Origin of the sequence: Paraburkholderia sp., from assembly GCF_024281035.1 — a bacterium.
Taxonomy (GTDB): domain Bacteria; phylum Pseudomonadota; class Gammaproteobacteria; order Burkholderiales; family Burkholderiaceae; genus Paraburkholderia.
Genome location: NZ_JAMXLH010000006.1, coordinates 41,128 through 61,708, shown reverse-complemented (window position 1 = coordinate 61,708; position 20,581 = coordinate 41,128). Strand labels below are relative to the sequence as shown.

20 protein-coding genes are annotated in these 20,581 nt (G+C 61.1%); 13 read left to right on the top strand and 7 right to left on the bottom strand.

Features of this window, described 5'->3' with window-relative positions:
• Positions 1–11: 11 nt before the first annotated feature.
• Together Q0L30_RS01625 and Q0L30_RS01620 are read right to left on the bottom strand one after the other, a co-directional pair.
• Complete coding sequence (locus Q0L30_RS01625) at positions 12–470, bottom strand: hypothetical protein (protein ID WP_296650300.1); 459 nt, start codon at positions 468–470, stop codon at positions 12–14.
• 72 nt (positions 471–542) lie between these two features.
• Entirely contained in the window at positions 543–1,286 is a 744-nt protein-coding gene (locus tag Q0L30_RS01620) for an MBL fold metallo-hydrolase (protein WP_296650298.1), read from the bottom strand.
• 713 nt (positions 1,287–1,999) lie between these two features.
• On the opposite strand from Q0L30_RS01620, the gene pstS reads away from it, so the two are divergent.
• Together pstS and Q0L30_RS01610 are read left to right on the top strand one after the other, a co-directional pair.
• Positions 2,000–3,037: a phosphate ABC transporter substrate-binding protein PstS gene (gene pstS / locus Q0L30_RS01615; protein WP_296650295.1), complete on the top strand. Its 1,038-nt coding sequence runs from the start codon at positions 2,000–2,002 to the stop codon at positions 3,035–3,037.
• Positions 3,038–3,416: 379 nt separating this feature from the next.
• Positions 3,417–4,253 (top strand): hypothetical protein, encoded by an 837-nt coding sequence (locus Q0L30_RS01610; protein ID WP_296650292.1) that lies wholly within the window; start codon positions 3,417–3,419, stop codon positions 4,251–4,253.
• Between the two features lie 50 nt (positions 4,254–4,303).
• Here Q0L30_RS01610 and Q0L30_RS01605 read toward each other — a convergent pair whose 3' ends face one another.
• A complete protein-coding gene (locus Q0L30_RS01605) occupies positions 4,304–5,794 on the bottom strand; it encodes a carbohydrate porin (protein WP_296650290.1) in 1,491 nt (496 codons plus the stop codon).
• Between the two features lie 1,459 nt (positions 5,795–7,253).
• On the opposite strand from Q0L30_RS01605, the gene Q0L30_RS01600 reads away from it, so the two are divergent.
• Positions 7,254–7,403 carry a hypothetical protein gene (locus Q0L30_RS01600; protein WP_296650287.1) on the top strand — a complete coding sequence of 50 codons (150 nt, stop codon included), beginning with the start codon at positions 7,254–7,256 and terminating at the stop codon, positions 7,401–7,403.
• A gap of 420 nt (positions 7,404–7,823) precedes the next feature.
• The gene (locus Q0L30_RS01595; protein WP_296650285.1) at positions 7,824–8,771 is read left to right on the top strand and encodes a cation diffusion facilitator family transporter; all 948 of its coding nucleotides are present in this window, start codon (positions 7,824–7,826) and stop codon (positions 8,769–8,771) included.
• A 10-nt stretch (positions 8,772–8,781) separates the two neighbouring features.
• Here the strand turns inward: Q0L30_RS01595 and Q0L30_RS01590 are convergent, their stop codons facing one another.
• Positions 8,782–9,186 (bottom strand): ester cyclase, encoded by a 405-nt coding sequence (locus Q0L30_RS01590; RefSeq protein ID WP_296650282.1) that lies wholly within the window; start codon positions 9,184–9,186, stop codon positions 8,782–8,784.
• Positions 9,187–9,685: 499 nt separating this feature from the next.
• On the opposite strand from Q0L30_RS01590, the gene Q0L30_RS01585 reads away from it, so the two are divergent.
• Positions 9,686–10,426 carry an SDR family oxidoreductase gene (locus Q0L30_RS01585; protein ID WP_296650278.1) on the top strand — a complete coding sequence of 247 codons (741 nt, stop codon included), beginning with the start codon at positions 9,686–9,688 and terminating at the stop codon, positions 10,424–10,426.
• Between the two features lie 49 nt (positions 10,427–10,475).
• Here Q0L30_RS01585 and Q0L30_RS01580 read toward each other — a convergent pair whose 3' ends face one another.
• Entirely contained in the window at positions 10,476–11,045 is a 570-nt protein-coding gene (locus Q0L30_RS01580; RefSeq protein WP_296650276.1) for a TetR/AcrR family transcriptional regulator, read from the bottom strand.
• Between the two features lie 138 nt (positions 11,046–11,183).
• Here Q0L30_RS01580 and Q0L30_RS01575 point away from each other — a divergent pair, with 138 nt between their 5' ends.
• A complete protein-coding gene (locus Q0L30_RS01575) occupies positions 11,184–11,771 on the top strand; it encodes a 2-hydroxychromene-2-carboxylate isomerase (RefSeq protein ID WP_296650274.1) in 588 nt (195 codons plus the stop codon).
• Between the two features lie 146 nt (positions 11,772–11,917).
• Here the strand turns inward: Q0L30_RS01575 and Q0L30_RS01570 are convergent, their stop codons facing one another.
• On the bottom strand, positions 11,918–12,670 hold the full coding sequence (locus Q0L30_RS01570) for a hypothetical protein (protein WP_296650271.1): 753 nt from the start codon (positions 12,668–12,670) through the stop codon (positions 11,918–11,920).
• 387 nt (positions 12,671–13,057) lie between these two features.
• Positions 13,058–13,783, bottom strand: coding sequence for a hypothetical protein (locus Q0L30_RS01565; RefSeq protein ID WP_296650269.1), 726 nt, complete (start codon positions 13,781–13,783; stop codon positions 13,058–13,060).
• Positions 13,784–14,342: 559 nt separating this feature from the next.
• Between Q0L30_RS01565 and Q0L30_RS01560 the strand changes: the two genes are divergently transcribed.
• The 7 genes from Q0L30_RS01560 (at position 14,343) to Q0L30_RS01530 (ending at position 20,580) form a co-directional block, all read left to right on the top strand.
• Entirely contained in the window at positions 14,343–15,920 is a 1,578-nt protein-coding gene (locus Q0L30_RS01560) for a DNA-binding protein (protein ID WP_296650267.1), read from the top strand.
• A gap of 447 nt (positions 15,921–16,367) precedes the next feature.
• Positions 16,368–16,700 carry a DUF3649 domain-containing protein gene (locus Q0L30_RS01555; RefSeq protein WP_296650265.1) on the top strand — a complete coding sequence of 111 codons (333 nt, stop codon included), beginning with the start codon at positions 16,368–16,370 and terminating at the stop codon, positions 16,698–16,700.
• 44 nt (positions 16,701–16,744) lie between these two features.
• The gene (locus Q0L30_RS01550) at positions 16,745–18,304 is read left to right on the top strand and encodes a PepSY domain-containing protein (RefSeq protein ID WP_296650262.1); all 1,560 of its coding nucleotides are present in this window, start codon (positions 16,745–16,747) and stop codon (positions 18,302–18,304) included.
• Complete coding sequence (locus Q0L30_RS01545; RefSeq protein WP_296650259.1) at positions 18,304–18,600, top strand: DUF3325 domain-containing protein; 297 nt, start codon at positions 18,304–18,306, stop codon at positions 18,598–18,600. Before Q0L30_RS01550 ends, Q0L30_RS01545 begins: the two co-directional genes overlap by 1 nt.
• Before the next feature lie 71 nt (positions 18,601–18,671).
• Positions 18,672–19,379, top strand: coding sequence for an energy transducer TonB (locus Q0L30_RS01540; RefSeq protein ID WP_296650374.1), 708 nt, complete (start codon positions 18,672–18,674; stop codon positions 19,377–19,379).
• 46 nt (positions 19,380–19,425) lie between these two features.
• Positions 19,426–20,145, top strand: coding sequence for a MotA/TolQ/ExbB proton channel family protein (locus tag Q0L30_RS01535; protein ID WP_296650256.1), 720 nt, complete (start codon positions 19,426–19,428; stop codon positions 20,143–20,145).
• 15 nt (positions 20,146–20,160) lie between these two features.
• Positions 20,161–20,580, top strand: coding sequence for a biopolymer transporter ExbD (locus Q0L30_RS01530; RefSeq protein WP_296650254.1), 420 nt, complete (start codon positions 20,161–20,163; stop codon positions 20,578–20,580).
• Position 20,581 lies beyond the last annotated feature (1 nt).

Genomic DNA, 20,581 nt, shown 5'->3' with positions numbered 1-20,581 from the left:
GATGAAACAGTTTATTGGCGCAGCAAATCCGGGTGCAATCGATCTCTGCTTCCAAGCAACGGATGGCGCGTATCATCCTCGCGGTCGTTCGCGGCCGGATTCAGGTAGTTGATCAGGCTTGCTTCCAGAATGTCGATGTCGTGCTTATTGCCGCCATACTCGACCCATTGCAGATATACCCCCTGATCCGTATGCGTGTGGCGTGCTTCGAGCACGAAGCTTTTCCCTTTATGCCGTGCTTTTGTCTTTGTCGTGCGGATGCTCACCAGGTAGGAGGCCAACCTTTGCCGCAAGCTGGTGCTGGCCTGCCCAACGTATAAGACGCGGCCTGGCCGCGGTGTTTCTGCGAACTCCATGAATACATAGCAACCCGGAAAATCCGGAATGATGCCGCGATCGTTGTTGACGACCGCGACGTTGGCCATTTTCGACCATTCCAATTGCTGAAACCAGTCAGGTATCTTTTCCATCGCGACCTCTTCATGGAAAGCGCCGATGCTTTCGATGTCGACGCGGTCTACGCTGCACCCCGAAGCGGCACTTCAGGCCGAAGGCTGGCCGTGTTCAACGCTATCGGCGAGCGCGCGCAACAAGACCGCACCATCGCCGCGCCAGGCGCTGCCGTGCATGCAGGCGAGCGTGGCAGGCTGCAACTCAGCGAGGCGTTCCAGCATGGCGCGGGCATTTCTCGTGTGTGAGAAGTAGTCCATCTTGTGACGGAATGCCTCGCTGGGTTCGAGAATATCGTCCTCGGTAAGCGGCGGGTGATGCGAACCGCTCTGGGTAAACAAATCGCTGCAGAGCAGCGTTGCCGACGTGGTCTCCATGAGGAACCCGCATTCCCAGGCATGTGGCAGATGCGGTGTATCGAGCCAGCGCACGCTGTGCCGACCGAGTGAGACCGTTTCGTCGTCGTGAAGTGCGCGCGGTGGCCGGTTGGCGAAATCGCCCACCGAGACCATGGCCGCGATCTGGCCGCACAGTGGTTCAGCCTGCGGCGCGACAGCGAGAAATTCATTGAGTGCGCCGCATTCGTCGGCTTCGAAATGCGAAAGACCGATATAGCGCAAGCGATCGACAGGCATGATCCGCCCAACCGCTTCAGCGACAACCGGAAACAGTGCGCGTAGACCGGTGTGAAAGAGCAGCGGTGCGTCGTCGTCGATCAGGTACTGATTGAACGAAAATCCAGCGCCGCCAGGAAGCTCGACTGGCGTGGCAATGCGATAGATGCGGTCCGCAATCTCGTCGATTGTCGTACCGCCTGGAAGGGATAGGGTCACCATGGTGTTCTCCCTTTTTGCGCAACTGACATGATCCGGCTCGGTTGGACCGGCCGGGTGCCGATGTCCGATAACCACTATTGTGGCGCTTCGCGCGTAACGCCGGCATTTTCAGGTAGCCCTCGGAAACGCGGGATCCGCGCGCGCCGACTATCACAGATCATGTGAAAGTTTCTATACGATTCAGATCGCTATTTAGCTCCGAATGTGCGGTAGCGCACGCCTGCATGCATTGTCGGGAACTATCGTGGCTAGAGAATCTGATTCGACGGAGACGCCGATCGATCGGTCAGCGAGCGATCAAGACAGTCCACGATATTGCCGTTAGGGCGAGCATGCGGGCTAATTATCTTCTTGTATAGCGTCTCACGTTTCGACACCGCAAAAGCAGCCATAAGCGATCGTTTCAGCGATAAAGGTTTGCAGCTTATTACCTTCGCGCGATCGAGAACCGGATATCGCGACAGGTTCGCCGCGCACGCGCCTTTTACCCGGCGTGCGGGTCACCGGCCGAATACCTGCCCACGTCAGCGTCCGCGCTGAACACGGCGAATCCAGATGTAACCCCGTGTCGAGCAGGCGTCCAATCGGCGCCGGAGCCACGGCGCGCGCAGAAACACTTCGGCCTCCCTTGGGCCCGGCGCAGATTGACGCCGATGCGGTCAGCGCAGGTAAATGCAGGCAAGCGCAGCACAATAATCTGACTGGAGACGCTCGTGAAACTACCCGGTATATTGGCTGCCGCTTTGATGTGCTGCGTCGGCCCGGTCACGGCACACGCCGACGATATCATCGGATCCGGCAGTACCTTTGCGGCCCCGCTCTACGCGAGGTGGGCCGATGAGTACCGGAAATCCGGCGGAGACAGAATCATTTACCGCCCCATGGGGTCGTCAGACGGACTCAAGCAGGTCATCGCCCACCAGGTCGATTTCGCTGGATCCGATGCTCCGCTTACCGACGATCAATTGAACAAGGCGGGCCTGGTGCAATTCCCGACTGCGATTGGCGCTGTCGTGCCTGTCGTGAATCTTCCGGGTATCAAGGCGGGCCAGTTGATGCTGACGGGCGAGGTGCTCGCCAACATTTTTCTCGGCAAAATTCTGTACTGGGACGACCCTGCCATTGCGCGGCTGAATCCGAAGATAAAAATGCCGAACAATCCCATCGCCGTGGTACGGCGTCAGGATGGCTCGGGTACAACCTTGATATGGACGCACTATCTCGCCCAGGTCAATCCTGAATGGAAACGCCGGGTCGGGGAAGGGGTAAGCGTGCGTTGGCCGCTCGGCATCGGCGGCAAGGGTAACGAAGGTGTTGCCACTTACGTCGGATATTTGCCCGGTGCAATCGGTTATGTTGCATGGGACTTTACGAAGCAGAATCACTTGACCTACGTAGCGATGACCAACGCGACGGGTGCCATCGTGGAGCCAGGTGCCGAGACGTTCAATGCAGCGGCTGCCAGCGCGGACTGGTCCGGTTCGCTTCATCAGTTCCTGACCAATCAGCCCGGGAAGGACGCATGGCCCGTGATCGGGGCGACTTATGCAATTGTGCGGGCGAGGCCCGATGATGCGCGCCACACCGAGGAAACGCTAAAGTTCTTCGACTGGGCGCTGCTGCATGGTCAATCGAGCAGTGAGGCGCTCGACTACTGTCCGCTGCCGATTCCGGTAATCGCAAAGATCCGGTCACAGTGGCATGGCAATGCAGGCAACGTCGTGGCACGCGAGCCGGTAGCCGGTCAGTAATTCGCCCGTTTCTGCGAAACCGATCCTCATCGGATCAGTCTGCGCGAGCAATGCCTGAAGCATCCGTGGCCCGCTTGCGCGGGCTGCCCGTGTCTCGTTCTTGCGCGCTTGATCGCGGGGCGTTGCTTTAAAGTCATCGGAGCGTCACGACGGTTCGCGACGCGGTCAATAATTTCAGAAATGTTTAATATTTATAACTATTGGAATCCAGTTCACATATTTTGGAGTGCGACATGTTTCATGTCGTTGAGGATATTGAAATGTCACTGGCAATCAAAGAAAATAGCGGCGACGGATCGATCGGGTCACCGATCTATACCTGAGCGTACTGCGAGTTGAGAATCCCATCCACACAGATCAAGCAGCAGGTGTTTGCGCTGTGAACATCTGCCACCGAATGTTGGACCAGAAATCCTTGTCTCCTGAAAATCTCTTCCGTTGCTTGACCGTGTTGAAGCGCCTTCGGGTTTTTGCCATCATCGTTACGACACTTGGAGTCGCGGCAGCAGCGAACGCGTCCCCGGAATCCGTCGAATCATCTCATCCGCCTTTCCTTGCGCGGGTCGACGGAAACAAGTTGCTATCGCTTGTTGTCGAGCCTCGGCAACTGTCGCTGGATATGAATCGTGAAAATTCCATCAGATCCGAAACAAACGATTTCAAACCGGCGCGTTACTATTTCTCCGATGCTACCGTTCCGCGTTCTGTTCTGAAAAATCTCAAGGAAGTCTACCGCTACAATCGTCGTCGGGATGTACCGATCGTCTCTTCCGGCGGCAACTGGGTAATTGCCGAATACTTCCGGGCTAACTCACATATCCCCTCGGTAAGATTCAGACTTCTCGGAAAACGCGTGCAACGTCAGGAGCAACTTGATCCGGCAGGGAAGGTAACGGGGATCGTGCTGGTGGGATGGGCGCCGCGCAGCTCGATTGAAGATGATGTGCAGTCGGGTAGCCCCTCTGCGCCGGGTGAGCATGCGGCGTGGATCCGTGTGTTGAAGGTGTCGGCAACGGGAAAGAAGACGCTGGTTGCTGTTGCCTGGAAAGCCTCGGGTGGTGCCGTCCCTGCATCGATGAATGACGAACCGAACGAGCGCGATCTAAATTTCGGTCGCCCGGATGGAACAGTGCGATGGCATTCAATGGATGAGTTTGTGAAATCCACGGGCATCGATCTCAACGCCAGGAGCCTTTCGGGGAAGTCTCCACAATAAACGGCGGTCGTTGCCCGTGGGGTTGCGCGCGATCAATCCGAACCGGTGGATCAGAACGTCACGACGGTGCGCAATCCCGCCACGGCCTCGTTGCGCACCCGCGTACCGTTGTTATTCGGATCGGCGATGCCGCCGCCCGGATGGAAGATGTACTGGAGTTCGCCCTGTAGCAGCCACCATGGCGTGAGCTGGTATTGATACGTCGCCTCGATTACCGTCTCTGCCGTACGCACGGGATAGCGCGGCGTCTGGAAAGTTGCGATGTCGCGATCGAGTGCGCTCGTGTTTGCGCTGACGTTCGCGTAGCTGAGAGCGAGTCCGGCCGAATCGTTGTCGCGACCCTTGAATGGAGCCTTTAGCACGACCCCGGCATTGAGATTGAAGTCGAGCAGGTTGCGGTCGCCCGGCGCGCCCATTACGCGCGCGAACACGCCGAGCGATTGCGGGCTGTCTGCACGCGGGCGCCACACCATCTGGTCTGCAATGGCATAAACGCTGAAGTTGCCGCGATGCATGGCGGGCTCGCCGTTCGACGCGGGGCTCGCGAGCGAGAGGCCATTCGTGTCGAGATGTTGATCTGCAAAGCGATTGTTGTTGTACCAGAAGCCTAGTTTGTAGGTGCCTGGGAGCCCGCCCGGCTGTGTTGCAGCGGAGTCCCCGGTCGAAGGCTGATTGATCGCGTACTGGATCTCGCCGATGATCATGGCGCCGTTGTGCAGGTTGAACTGCGTGCCGCTGGCGTTGAGCCGCTGCGGGTCGCCGTTGCCCGGCGCCGGGTTGCCGTCGAAGATGCCGCCGAGAAGCGTCATCGAATCGCTTGGCTTGACGCGCAGGCGCACGCCGAGCGATGCCAGCGGATAGGCGGGGCCGCCCGCGGGCAAGTCAGTGGCAGCCAGCACGGGCCAGCCGAATGCCGCATTAGCGAAAGTGCTGGCGTACTGGCTGACGATAAATTCCTGATCGAGGCTCTGCTGGCCGATCTTGACGTCGAACTTGTCGCCCAGCGACTGCTGGTACCAGAGTTCCCACAGGCGCGTCGTCGCTTCCGCCTCGACGCCGCTCACAGTTTGCAGCGAATTCAGGCGTGCTGCGGTGATGCCGTGTCCGTGAATCTGCAGGGCATCGACAAAAAAGGTGCCGCCTTTCAATCCGAACGCCTTGCCGGTATCCACGTTAAGTCCGAATTGCGTGGCGCCGTTGTATGAAGCGCCCTTCGAGGTGCCGCCGGAGAAGTTGCCGTAGAGCTCGCTCGTTTCTTGCACATTGAATGTCACACCGTAGTTGCCCAATAGCGTACGCAGGCCACCCATGTCGCCGAGCAGGTTCGAACGGTCCCGGAAACCAGCCGGCGCGGCGTCCTGGTTTGCTGCTGCCGGGTCGGATGACGCCGACTGCGCGTGAGCGGGAGCACTTGCAACAGCGGCCAGTGCAAGTGTTAGCGTTGCGGCTATGCAGACTGGCTTCAGGCGCGAAAACGGGGCGAAGCGGCACCGCGTGTCAATGCCGTCGTCGTTTGGTGTGAGGGTGCCAATGGAAAGCATGGTGTTTTCTTCTGGTGAAACGAACCGATGAATGAGCGGTGCCGAAGCTGAAAGGCATTTGTCGCCGGCTTGCGGTTGATTTGCAGCTTTGCGGAAGTCGTATTCGCGACGACAGCCCGCTCAGGCGGGCCATGATGTGCCGCGAACGTTGCGTGCTGATGTCGCCCAGAGCGCTGCGATTGACGTGCCGCGTTGGACTGATTGCCCCGTGTGCACGCTTGCGTGCCCCCAGAGCAGCGCATTCCAGTCGCATTCCCGGCGCGATGCAATGGCCCCGGACGCGAGCAGGTAAGCGCGCGAGAGGCGTAAAAACCGTTCGTTATGCATGATTCAACTCCCGTCTGGCCCGGCAAGGCCGGGCAACGTTCGGAAAGCGCCGCTTGTTCAGCGAGTGAACGCTGTCGGCAAGCTTACGCAAAAAAGGGAGCGTGCTACGGACAAACCGCAAAGGCGGCCTGGGAAGAAGCGCGCTGCCCCGGGGCAATCCGGGTCAGCGGCGGGACGGGGAATCCGGTGTCGCTAACGCGCGATTGCAGCTTGGGGGCCGGCATGGACCGGCTTACAAGATCGACTGCTAGAGCTTGCGTCCACGAGGGACTCTCCTGTTTGGAAGACAGGGCGGATTCTATGCGCGCCGTTTGTGAACGCGCAAGTAAAAATTGCTACGCAGTGCTTAGTCGCTTAAAAGCGACATCGAACGCACTGTCGATCCCGACCCGATGGCCTGCAATCCCAGCGCGCGAGCGCTCGCTGCGTCGGTCGTGTGCAACGCAGCGAATGCAGCAACCCATGCTGCGTAAAGGCAGTATGAAGAGGTGAAAGAAATGATTCGCATCCACGGCGGATAACGGATTCGAAAGAAAAAACTTCGAAAAAACGTTGACTCGGCTCGCGCGCCGTCACTAGAATTCGCCTGTTTTCACGAAAGGGGCCTATGCCTTGGACAGTTGCAGTAGTCGACCTTCGATCCGTTTTCCTGCCTGACCGGCACGACGCCCGCTTTGAATCTTCCTTAGCCGCCGTCCTGCCAGCAGGCAGACGGTGCGCGCCGCAGTAGCTTCCGCAGTTCTTTCCTCGCGCATCTTTCGATTGACCGCCGTCATTGACGCGTGTGTTGTCACGCACATTCGTCCAGACGATTTTTCGCATTGAGCCGTTGGCTCGCGGCGCCGCTTGCTCGCGCCGTTTTGTGCACCGGATGCCGTGCGGATCCGGCGTGCGGTTTAACACGTCCGTCGATTTTCGATTCGGACCCAAACGACACAGGAGTTCACGATGCCCGACCCTGAACCTTGCCCTTGCACGACTCAACGCGCGTTCTTGCCGAACACCGTTCACTTCGCCTGACCACCTGGCCACATACGTTCCTTCACCCGCGCGAGCACTTCGCCTCGCGTGAGCGGAAACGAAGGCGGGCCTGGTCGAAGGCGCCACGTTTCAAGCTATTGGAGGAATCACCATGTACTTCGCTCTGCTCGTTTCGCAGCTCCCGCACGTCGAAGAATCTCGCACGTACTACAACGACATGCTCGCGCTTGACGCGCGTTCACACGCATCGTCCGGCGTTGCCGCTGCCATCTGGACGGCGCTCAAGAAGCTCGCTCACTGACACTGCCTGGCGTGGCCACTCTGCCCACTGCCCGAACACCGGTTTGGGGCAGGGCGGCGCCACGGTTTTCAGGCATCGACGTCGAGAGACTTCAAAATACGAATCGCACGATCAGCGTTGCGGCGCACGATGGCACAGTATTCGCGGCGCCGGGAACGAGTCTGCCGCGAGAATGCCGGACCGTGCCGCGAGGGCTCGGAGCCATCCCGGAGCCCGATTTTCATTTATGGCGCGCCAAACAGGCGATGGACGGGCGCGGTATCGCGCAGACAATTAAAAGAAAAGAGAGCGAGAATTATTGTCATTCAAAGATTGCATAAAAATCAATGAGTTGCATGATTTTATTGTTTGGTTGTGTGATAATCCGCGCTCTGATTTTTTAGTCTCTGCATGCAGTCGGAGACATGCGGAGCCACATCCATGAGCGTTAAAGACTCGATCGAAGCCAACCATCACGCCGCGGCCCAGCGCAGCATCGTGGTCAGCGTCTGCACAAACCTGGTCCTCTCGTTCGCGCAAGTCATCATCGGTGTCGTGGCGAGTTCGCAGGCTTTGGTATCCGATGGTATTCATTCGCTTTCCGATCTCGTGGCGGATTTCGTGGTCCTCCTCGCAGGCCGGCAAAGCAGGAAGGGGCCGGACGAAGACCATCCCTATGGACATCGGCGTTTCGAGAATGCTGCGTCCTTCATTCTGGGTCTGCTCCTGCTCGTGGTGGGCGGTGGAATGCTCTGGAGCGCCGTCGTGAAGTTCGGCAATCCGGCGGCGATACCGCGCGTGCACGCGGCCGCTTTGTGGGTGGCATCCATCGCGCTTGTCGCGAAGGAATCGCTTTTCCGTTACATGCTCGCCGTGGCGAAGCGCATTCGATCGAGCATGTTGGCCGCAAATGCCTGGCACGCGCGCTCGGATGCTGCGTCATCGCTCGTCGCCGCGCTCGGCATTATTGGCAGTCTGCTCGGCTATCCGATTCTCGATCCTGTCGCGGCACTGATTGTGGGCGTCATGGTGACCCGCATGGGCTGGCAGTTTGCGTGGGCCGCTCTGAACGACCTGATGGATCGTGCGGCGGACGAGGACGAAGTCGCCGCTATTCGAGCGACGCTGGCGGCCATGCCCGCCATCGCGGGCTTCCACGACCTTCGGACTCGCAAGATGGGCGACATGATCGTGGTCGACGTTCACCTCGAAGTGAATGCACGGTTGTCGCTGGTCGAGGCTCACGACATCGCGGCGGCTGTGCAGCGCGAGCTCGTCGACAAACATCGGGTGCTGAACGTCATGACGCACATCGATCCTGTGGGTGAGCCCACGCACGGCGAGGCCGCTATGCATGGCCACGATCATGGGCTTCGCCTGTCAAGCTGATTGGGAAGCGTTATTCCTCCCCCGGGAATGTGCTGCCGAACATCGGGTAGCCGCCAGCCGACTCGCTGCGCGTCGGCTCATCCTGCAGCACGTCCCAATGCTCGACGAGCTTGCCGTCTTCGATGCGCAGGATATCCACGGCAATCATCGCGGCGGGCGCGGCCGAACTGGTGTAGCGGCTGTGCAGCCAGACGAAATCGTCTTTGGCGATCACCATGTCGTACTCGAAACGGATATCGCTGAGCGATCGCACGAGGCCGAAAAGCCCATCCCGCCCGGCTGGAACGTGACGGCTGTGCTGAACGTAGGCGTCGGACCAGAACTGCGCGGCTCGCTCGTAGTCTTTCCTGTTGAACAGCGTGTCGAGTGCCTCGAGGACGAGTGCTGTGTTCTTCGCTTCGGATGTTGCGGTCATGGCGGAAAGCCTCTCATTCGACGGGAATCGGATAATTCTGCTCTCTACCGTCCGTCCGATAAATCTTGCGTTCGCTTCAACTGTGTTCTCGAGAAAGAGAACAATTCGGAAGGCTTCTTCGCGGTCGTGACCGCGCACCGCTCAGGTGAGCGGGTACGTTTCGTCCCCTGTAATGTCGATCGTGTCGTCGTCCTGCGTGTCGGCGCATGTCGGGCGGCACCGCGCCTCCGCTTCGGGCGTGCTGGACATCAACGGGCTGGTGCGCCACGACAACTGCCGCACCAACATAAAGTCGCCAAACCCGGATGCATGCGCTCTCGACCGAGCATCTGCCTTTTGGCGCCTGCCGGCAACCGGAACGCGTGTGGATTCTCAGTCCGATGACGCGACTGGCGGCCGGTACCTTGCGGGTACATGACAAGGAAAAATATGATTGACAACGCGCATCCATATAATTAACGTTCGTTTACTGAACGATCGTTCTATAAGAGGAGACACAATGCAGTCAGACAATTCCACGCCCAAGGTCGCACTCGTAATTGGCGCAGGCGACGCCACGGGCGGGGCGATCGCCGCCAGATTCGCACGCGAAGGCTATATCGCGTGCGTAAGCCGCCGCTCCGCGGACAAGCTGGAGCCGCTTGTGAACCGCATCCGGGAGCAGGGTGGCCGGGCATTCGGCTATGGCAGCGATGCGCGCAAGGAGGAGGATGTCGTCGCGCTGATCGAACGTGTCGAGGCCGAACATGGTCCGATCGAGGCAATGGTGTTCAACATCGGCGCCAACGTGCCGTGCAGCATACTGGAAGAGACGGCGCGCAAATACTTCAAGATCTGGGAGATGGCGTGCTTTAGCGCGTTTCTGAACGGTCGCGAAGTGGCAAAACGCATGGTTGCGCGAGGTCGCGGCACGATCCTGTTTACCGGGGCAACCGCGAGTGTCAGGGGGGCGGCGGATTTTGCGGCCTTCTCCGGTGCAAAGCATGCTCTTCGCGCCCTCGCGCAAAGCATGGCCAGAGAGCTGGGGCCCCGCAACATCCACGTTGCGCACGTGATCGTCGATGGAGCGATCGATACCGATTTCATCCGCACGACGTTTCCGGAGCGTTACGCGCTGAAGGAGCAGGACGGCATCCTCAATCCGGACCACATCGCGGAAAACTACTGGTATCTGCACCAGCAGCCGCGCGACGCATGGACGTTCGAGCTGGATCTGCGTCCGTACATGGAGCGCTGGTAATTTTTCGGCGCCCGCCCACGCCCACGCACACGCCCAAGCAATGCGAACGTTACTTGAGGTTGTCGAGGCCCAGCGCCTCTGCGAGAAAGCGTCTGCTCGAAACGAGTATGTCCCGGCGCGTGCGTTCGCCTGCAACCGTGCGAGCGAGCACGAGGGCGCCGACACATTGGGCGATCGCCGCCCAGGCGGCTTCCGGGTTGTCGATCTGCGAACTCCAGCTCTTCTGAATACGTTTGAGAGACTTCTCGACTTCGGCGCGCGCGGCGGGCGTGGCACGCGCGATTTCCGGGCCGAGTGTCGGCAGCGCGCAGCCCGACTCGGGATGCTGAACGTGATGCGTGCTCAGATAGCTGCGCAGACGCTTCGCCAGATCTCCATCGGGAGCGCTAGCGTCGGTTGCGAGAAGATCGGCGCTGTTGGAGGCTTCCTCGCTCACGAGCGCCTCGAAAAGCGCCTGTTTGGACGGGAAGTGGTTGTAGAACGCGGCGCCCGTCAGTCCGATCGATGCCATCAACGCGTCGATGCCCGTGGACGCGAAGCCGTCTTCTTTCGCGATGGCGCGACTGCTCTCGATGAGCTTGCGTCGCGTTTCTTCTTTGTGAGAGCTCGAATAGCGCATGGTCGGTTCCGGACTGAATGGCAAACGAGAATAGCATAACCGTCGTTCAGTTAAAGAAGGTTCATCTATGGTTTCGGTGCAATCTCGGGAACGGCTGGCATCGAAAAACGGCAAGGCAGTGCCATGGAGGATTTGAAAATGAAAACAGTCGAGTTTTATTTCGATTTCGGTAGTCCCGCGAGTTATCTCGCCTGGACCCAGCTTCCAGCGCTCGCGGCGCAGAGCGGCGCCCAGCTTGTCTACCGTCCAGTCCTGCTGGGAGGGATCCACAAGGCGACGAACAATACGTCGCCTGCGGCCATTCCCGCCAAAGGAGCGTGGATGCAAGTGGATCTCGCGCGTTTCGCGCGACGCTATGGCGTCGAGTTCGTGCACAACCCGCACTTTCCGATCAACACCCTGACGCTAATGCGCGGTGCAACAGGCATGCAGATGCAGGATGAAGCGTCGTTCCTGCGCTACGTCGAAGTTGTGTTCCGGGCGATGTGGGCGCAGCCGCAAAACATGGCCGACGCGGCCACCGTCCGTGCGGTGATCGAGGCGGGCGGTCTCGACGCGTCGCTTCTTTTGCAACTGACCGAAAGCCCCGCGGTGAAGGAAAAGCTGAAGCAGGATACGGAGGCGGCTGTAGCGCGGGGCCTTTTTGGCGCGCCCACGATGTTCGTGGGCGACGACATGTTCTTTGGACAGGACCGGCTTGATTTCGTCAGGGAAGCACTGGGTTAGCCGGTATCGCGCCAGTTTGAGTTTCTCGACGTCTTGCCGAAGTCTACCGTTGGGAAGATTTTGAGGAGCGCGTTGCGCGGGCGCGCCGTGTTCTCAGGACGTTGTTGCCCGGCCCATCCGCATGCGAGAGCCGGGCACGGCAGCGCTTATCGGCTCAGTCCGGCCTGCGCGCGCTGCAGCCACTCGCTGTTATGGTCGCGCGCGTGGCGTGGCCAATGCTTCGCGTCGTGCACGATCTCGGCGTAAAGCTCTTGCGCGCGCTTGCGATCGGCTTCGTCGGGCCGCGCCGCGAGCCAGTCGGCGAACAGGCAGCGCGGCGCGGCGTCGCTGGCGCAGGAAAGCGCCGTCTCGAACGCAGCGCGTGTGCCGCTCGCACCCACCGCCGCCAGGGCCCGCGCATACAGCAAGGCGGGAACGGGTTGCCGGCGTGCGATCGGGTGAACGTCGAACAGTTTTTCCAGCGTTTCCTGCGTGGCCGAAGCATCGCCGTTGGCAAACTGCGCCCGCGCCAACCCTTCGAGCAAGGCCGGATCGGATGAGAACGGCCCACTGGCTGCGGCGCGGTAATGCTCCAGCGCTTCGGCCGCATTGCCCGCATCGAGCAGCGCGGCACCCAGCCGCATGCGATGCGCAACGGTCGGCGCGCGATCGAAATCCGTGCGCGCCTCACGCACCGCCCGGTTGGGATCGACGAACTGCGTGATCGCCCGCGTTGCCGCCGTTGCGCCACGCGACTGGCGCAGGGAGGGCAGGTAAATCACGAAAAAGTAGACCAGACTGCCAAGGCCGGGGAAGAGAAACAGGATGATCAGCCAATACATGTTCTGTCGGCTGCGAACGGCATGTATCGCAAAGAACAGGGCAATGATGACGTAGAGGCTTATTCCGAAGATGCGCATTGACGAGAAGATCAGTAGTGGTGCGTTGCCAGCGGCACGGCGGCGAAATGGCAAAGCGCTATTGTGACAGAAGTGGCGGAAGTTTATTGGCATGCCTGATTGCCCGGCAGGCCACCTGTGTCCGCTACAGCTTTTCGACTACGCCACGTGAGCGAGGCCGGACGTGGCGCGGAGGGGCTGTGTCGCGATACATTGCGCCACCGATTCGAACAGCCTCATGTGCGCGAGGACGCGCGTGGTAATTGCGCAGCCGCAGTGATGCGTAACCTGCGCAGATCTGAAACGTACCGGGTGCGTGCATGACACGACGTACCGTGACGGCGCAGGAGAAGCTGGAAGTCCATAAACGGCTGCGTTTGCCGCTCGGCGCAAATGACGAACCGCGTGTTATGAACCGCTGGGCTTGTAGGCCTCGAGTTCGGTCGTAAAACGCTGGGTGCGTACGCCATTGCTGCCGTAATACTCCTCCACCGATTTCACCCAGCGGCCGACTTCAGGCACATACCAGAACGCTTTATAGGTGCTGCCGGCTGCCATTTCAGGCGTGACGTGTTGCGCCAGCGTGAAGAGCGTCGTTTGCCCCGGTCGCGCCTGCGCTGCCTGGACGACCGTATTCGACGGGGCAATCTGGCCACGCCAGTCGCCTTCCGCTTCGATTTTCACAGCGTGAAACTTGCCTGCGGGCACTTCGACGTCTTCATACCCGACGACCTTGTATTTCGTCGTCCACGTCGCCGAACTGAGCTTTGAGTTCGGATGCGGCTCCGTGTACTGCAGTTCCCAAACTTTGCCAGTTGTCAGCGGAAACGCCAGCGGCCGGTTGACGACGACCTGGTTTCCGCTAATTTCGCGCACCCGGCTCCAGTCCGCATCGACGATGACTTCGTTGCCGTTGGTGCTGGAACCGACTGGTTTCGATGAGATATAAATATGCGAATCCGTTACGCGCCGGACTGTGATCGCGTCACGCGTCTGGCGCCATCCATTCGGGCCCGTTTCTACCGTATTGACGTACGTCCAGGAGTCGCCCGCCTTCACCGTCGGCGCGCCGATCGATTGTGCCATGGCTATAACCGGGATACCGCAGGCGAACAGCAAAGCGATTCTTTTCATTTTCGATTGCCTTGACCTTACGTGACGGTGCCGACGATTTTAACCACTTTTCCGGCCTCGGGCGCCGCGTAAATATGTTTGCTATCGCAACCAGTTTCACGTTTTGAAACAGAACGTGGAATTTCCATAATCGCCAACGCCATACTCTCCGGGTTTCAGTTCATCGCAAGGTAATCATTGGGCATCCAGAGGAAAGCCGGACCGGGCTTGCCGCGGAACCACAGTTGCATTGCGAACGACAAAATCCGCTGCATTTACGGGCCACGGGCCGCGTGCACCGGGCGATCCGGACCCGAAATATTCCGGTCAGCCACGCGCGGGATTGCCGCAGATCGAGAGCCGGCTGTTATCGCCGGTAACACCGGTTTCCGGCCACGGCGGCGTTCGAGCCGATGCAGCGCAATCGCATGAATACCTGCCCGTAATCCGGGCTATTCGGTCGATCGGGCGCGAGGCCGATCCCCGACAATCGCTAAATTCGCAAGGTGGGCCGTAAAGCGCGCCCGCCAGTTGCAAAACTTAACGTATCCACCACTACTCGCGTTTTGTCGGGGCACATATGTCAAGCAACGTTACGATCACGGACGAACTGATTGCTGAAATCGCGGACCGGATGGCCGACGAAGGCCAGAAGATCTCTCCACTGGCCATCTGGTCCGAAGTCCATACCGGCTCGGTCGTCGCGGTGTCTGCCGCATTGCGCAAGTGGCGCGAAGCGCGCACGCCGCGGGTGCCGCAGGTCGTGGAGCGTCCGGCGTTGCCGGAAGCCGTGACGGATACGATGCGCGACGCGCTCGACCGGCTGTGGACGTCGGCGCAGGACGAGGCTGAACGCGCGGTGGCGCGGCGCCTTGCCGCGATGCGCCAGCGCGTGGACGATGCGAGCAGCGAGCGCGACGACGCGCTTGCTGAACTGCAAAGCACCGTCCAGGAGCTCGATTCGTTGCAGGGTCAACTGGATCAATTGACGCGTGCCTACGAGGCGAAGGTCGATTCGGCGGCAGGCTCGGAAGAGGACATCGCGCTCGCGGCGCAACGGATCGATGCGGCGGAACTACGTGCCCAGGAACTCGCGGAGCGCGTTTCGGCGCTTGAAGCGGAACTGGAGCGCGCGACGTCGGAACTGGCTGCGGAGCGCGAGGCGCGCGCGTCCCTTGCGGCTGGTATCGCAGACGAAGACGCGGCGGCGAGCGCTCAGGCCCAGCCGGTGGTTGCCAACGAGGACCGCGAATCGGAGCGCGCGGCGCTGGAAGCTGCGCATTCGGAAGCGGTTGCGCGTCTCGAAGGCGAGCTGGAATCGATCCGTGCGGCGCTGCAGGCCGAGCAGGAAGCGCATGCGGCCCAGCGGGAAGAGGCCGCCGGAGCGCACGCTGAACGGGATGCCGCTGCACTCGATCTGCAAAATGCGCAGGCGCAGCTTGCGAGCCTGACCGATGAGCGCCATGTGGCGGCTTCGGAAATCGAGCGGCTCTCGGCGAGCTTGACCGAAGCGCAGGCGCGAGCCGAATCCGCCGAGCAGCACGCCGACACCGTCCAGCAGCAGATCGAAACCGCCCAACAGCAGATCGAAGCCGCTCAGCAGCAGGCTGAAGCCGCTCAACAGCAGGCCGAAGCCGCGCAGCAACACGCCGAAGCCGTCCAGCAGCAGATCGAAGCCGCTCAACAACAGGCCGAAGCCGCCCAGCAACAGGCGGCCGAACTCGCCGAGCGCGTGGCGGCGAGCGAACAGGTGCACGGTGCAGATCAGGCGTCGTCAGCGGGTATCGATCCGCAAGCGCTCGAGGCGCTCAAGACTCAGCTCGCCAGCGAGGCGGAGACGCATGCCGCTGCGATTGCCGAAGCACGCGAGAACATGAAGAAATGGTCCGAGTATGCAAACGGGCTGAAGCAGCAGTTGACCCAGGCCAACGAGAAGATGATCGTCGTCCTTGCACGTGGCGCAGGCGAAGCATCGTTGAGCCGTCGTCTTGCCGCCGAACTGGGCCAGGTCAATCCGGAGCATCAATTGCTGCGCAAGGATCTCCAGCAGCAACTGGTGATCGAAGCGATCAGCGCACAGCTCGAACAGCAGGGCTACCGTTACGACGCGAAGACGGGCGTGGTGTCGAAGGTGAACGCCGAAAACGTGACGGCATGACGGCGTAGTTGTCCGATCGAAGCTGGCGCCCCGAAGCCGGATAGCGGGCGCGAGCGAATGAAGGGAGCTGGCCGTCTCTGGCCAGCTTTACCGCAGTTCCCGGCAGTCTGCGGCAGTCCGCGTTTTCCCCGCACGCCCGATGCAAGGGCGACCCCCACGTACACGACGCGCAACGCCGGCCTCGCTTGCGCGCCCGGCGGCTGCGTGAAGCAACCAGCGATTCTCGAATCGACCGTTTCGGGCGCGTTGCTACCTGCGCCTTGCGGGTCTGGCAGCCGACATCGTTACCGGCAATGCGTGCGCTACACGCTGATGCAGCATGTGGCCCCGTGCGCGCCTCACTTGCAAATGATTCTCATTTCCATTAACATTACAAAAATCTTTCGATAGCCGCTGCGTTACGCGGTTGTCCTTCTTTCCTGCGAGCCAGATCCCACCCCTGCAGTTATGTCCGTCCTCGAAACGCCACTCCATCGCGATATGCTCGACCGGCTATGCCGCATGGGGCCGCTCATCGCGCGCATCGTCGGTGCTGTTATCGGCGGCTACGTGCTCGGTGCGCTTGCGAGCGTAGCCGCGCTTCTGTTGCCGATTCCGGCGCCACAAGCCGTGTTGACGGGCACGCTCCTGAGTTTCCTCGTGTATGCGGGCACTGCGATCTCAGTGTTTATCGCGCGCAGTCCGTTGCGTGCGTGGTCGGGACTTGTGATCGCAGCGGCGCCGCTCGCATTGGCGGCATGGTTGGCCGCATCGGCCGCGGCGCGAGTCGAACTGCTGTGAGCCGCGCCGCGATCAAACTGCACGGGCGCGGCGTCAGGCAGAGCATGGCAGGTCTTCATACGTGGGCTGGCCTGCTGCTCGGCTGGTTGCTCTACGCGATGTTCCTGACCGGCACGGTCAGCTATTTCAGGGAAGAGATTTCGCAGTGGATGCGGCCCGAGCTTGCACGCTTGCGGAGTGCGCCCGATCAGGCAGCGCTCGCACAATGGGTGACCGATGCGCTCGAAACGCAGGCGGCAGGCAGTGCGCAATGGAGCATCCGGCTGCCGACGGAGCGCAGCAATGTAGCCACCGCATTCTGGCGCACGCCTGGCGCGGTATCCGGCGAGCGCACGCTCCAGAGCGCAATCTTCGACCCGGCCACGGGCAAGCAACTGGTTGCGCGCGAAACGCTCGGCGGCACGCTTTTCCATCGTTTCCACTACGAGTTTTACTACCTGCCTGCCCTGTGGGGCCGCTGGCTCGCGGGCCTGTGCGCGATGTTCATGTTCGTGGCGATCATCAGCGGCGTCATCACGCACAAGAAGATCTTCGTCGACTTTTTTACGTTCCGTTGGGGCAAAGGGCAGCGATCATGGCTCGACGCGCATAGCGCGCTTTCGGTCTTCGGCCTGCCGTTTTATCTCATGATTGCGTACACGGGTCTCGTCATGCATATGACGACCTACATGCCATGGGGCGCGCTGGCCGCGCTGAAAACGCCCGCGCAGCAGCAAGCGCTTGCCGCGCAGTTGAGCGCTGCCATCCGGCCCGGGAAACCCGTACGCATCGCGGCGCCGCTTGCGCGCGTCGATGCGATGGTGCGCGAGGCCGAGCTTCGCTGGGGCACGAATAATGTGCAGCGCGTGACGGTGACGAACCCGGGCGACGCGAGTGCGCGCGTGGCGGTTTCGCGCGGCGATGTTGCACGCGTTTCGTTGAGTCCACAGTATCTGCTGTTCGACGGCACGACCGGCCAGCTACTTGAAGCGAAGGAAAGCGTCGGCGCAGCGGCTGAAACGCGCGGCGTGCTGGCCGCGCTGCATAGAGGCCGGTTCAGCAATCTGCCGTTACGCTGGCTTTATTTCACCCTCGGACTCGGCGGCACGGCCATGATCGGCACCGGGCTCGTGATGTGGACCGTGAAGCGCCGCCAGCGTCTACTCGATCCCGAGCGGCCGTACTTTGGTTTTCGTCTGGTCGAGCGCCTGAATGTTGCGGTCATCGCGGGTTTGCCCGTCGCCATGGCCAGCTATCTATGGGCCAATCGGTTGTTGCCTGTATCGATGACTCATCGTTCCGATGCGGAGATCAACGTGTTCTTCGCTGTCTGGGGCGCGGCATTGCTGTTTGCGCTCGTCCGCCCGGCGAAGCGCGCATGGATCGGATTGCTGTGGTGCGCGGCGACGCTGCTGGCGCTCGTGCCTGTGGTGAATGCGCTGACGACTGCGCGCCCATTCTGGTGCAGCGTTGCTACCGGCGACTGGGTGTACGCGGGCTTCGATCTGGCGATGTGGGCGTTTGCCGCATTGCATGCGACGCTCGCGTTACGTGTGGCACGGCATCGCCCCCGCGTTCGGATCACGCGCGCGCGCGCCGCTGTCTCACAGCCGCAGGACGCGTGATGCCGATTTATGTCCTGTTTTACGTCCTGTTCCTCTGCGTACTGGCTTTTGCCTGCCTCGCCCTGGCGATGGCGCGCCATCAGGAAGCGGTTTTCGGCAAGACGCTGACCCGTGCTGCGTCAGGCGTTTTTCGAGGCAGTGGATGGAGTGCCCTGTTCATGGCGCTGTGGCTGTTGGTGTCTGCGGGACATGGTTGGGCACTGGGGCTCGTCTACTTCGTTGCTTGCACAAGTTTTTCCGCTGGTGTCGTCTACGGTGCCCTCATCGCGCATGAGCGATGGTTTGCAGCGCGGTGATGCTTCTACGTCGAACGCAGCGGAACGGTTGCCGATTGCCCCGCCATCATCAGGAAGTGAGTACACAGCCTATGCTCTTCGCCGCCCGAACGGATCGCCGTGTCGTCACCGCCGTCGCCCTTGTAGTGGCGCTACATGCCGCGTCGATCGTGTTCATGCTGGGGCGGCGCGACGCTGCCGCGCCGGTCGCGCTCAATTCGCAGACGATCGCCGCCGAACTGTTGGCGCCCGAACTCGTTGCTGCGCCGCCCGCAATTCAGTCGACGCCCACGCCTGTACCGCCCAAATCCTCCCCGCCCGTCACGCGCGAAAAACCACGGGTTCAGCCGAAGCAGAAATCCGTGCCGCTGCCGCTCGCGCAGGCACCGTCGCAACATCCCGTCGAGGCGGAAGCGTCCGCCGTGCCGACGCCGACTGCGCCCGCCGAATCGTCTCCGGCTCCGGCGCCCGCCGTCGCGGCGGCGCCTGCAGCGGGTAAGCCGACGATGGCAATGAACGCGCCAAAAAGCGTTTCGCACCTCGACTGCCGGATCGTGCAGCCGGATTACCCGATGCTGTCGAAGCGGCGCGGCGAGGCCGGTGTCGCCTTTGTGCGCTTCGTGGTTGGCGTGAGCGGGCGAATCGAGAACGTCGAATTGCAGAAAACGAGCGGCTACAGCCGCCTCGATGACGCGGCGCTCGCCGCAATGCGCGAGAGCGCATGCAAGCCGTATCTGGAAAACGGCGAGCCGGTGCGCGCCGCGTACACGCAGCCCTTTAATTTCAGCCTGCGCGACTGAGCGCGATCGAATCCAGCAGATTCGTGAACCACCAAGAGGAATGACTATGCAGAACTACGGTATCGCCCACGTATGGGCGCAAGGGGATTTCGTGACGCGCAGCATCGCAATCACGCTGCTGATCATGTCGGTGCTGTCCTGGTGTGTGATCGTCGTGAAAGGGTGGAACGTCGTGCGCCTGACACGGCTCACGAAAAACACTGAACGGGCGTTCTGGCATTCGGACGATTTCACGGATGGCGTGAAGAAGCTCGGCCACGGCGGTCGCGAGGGCAATCCGTTTCTGGCGCTTGCATTATCGGGCCAGGAAGCTGCCGAGCACCATCACCAGACGCAGCCGCATCTGCACGACGGAATGGATTTTTCGGACTGGATCACACGCTGCCTGAAAGACACGATGGACGACGCAATCGCGAAGATGCAAGGCGGTCTTGCGGTGCTCGCATCGATCGGCAGCACGGCGCCGTTCGTCGGCCTGTTCGGCACCGTGTGGGGCATCTACCACGCGCTGCTGCAGATCGGCGCCTCGGGACAGAGTTCGATCGACGCGGTCGCCGGGCCGGTTGGCGAAGCGCTGATCATGACCGCGTTCGGCCTGTTCGTCGCGATTCCCGCGGTGCTCGGCTATAACGCGCTGACCCGTGCGAACAAGGGCGTCGTCACGAAGTTGAATCGTTTCGCGCACAGTCTGCATGGGTACTTCGTGACGGGCGCGCGGCTCGCGTCGTCGAAGGGCAACTTGCGCGTCGCCACGCGCGGCCAATGACGACGGAGGCTTTCGATGGGAATGAACACCTTTTCGAGCGACGATGACGACGGTCTCATGAATGAGATCAACATGACGCCGCTTGTCGACGTGATGCTGGTTTTGTTGATTGTATTCATGGTGACGATTCCGGTGATCCGCCACGCGGTGAAGATCGAATTGCCGCATGCGAGCAGCCAGAAGGAGGACACGAAACCCGCGCAGGTCGACGTGTCGATTCAGGCGGACGGCACGGTGTTGTGGGACGGCGCGCCGGTCGACAGTGCCGCGCTGGGCGCAAAGATCGCATCGGCCGCGCAGGCGACGCCGCAGCCCGTGCTGCGTTTGAGCGCCGACCGGAAGGTTGCATATGAGAAGGTCGCGCAGTTAATGTCGGCTGCGCAGCGCGGCGGTCTCGCGAAGATTGGATTCGTGACCGATCCCGTGAAGGATTGAG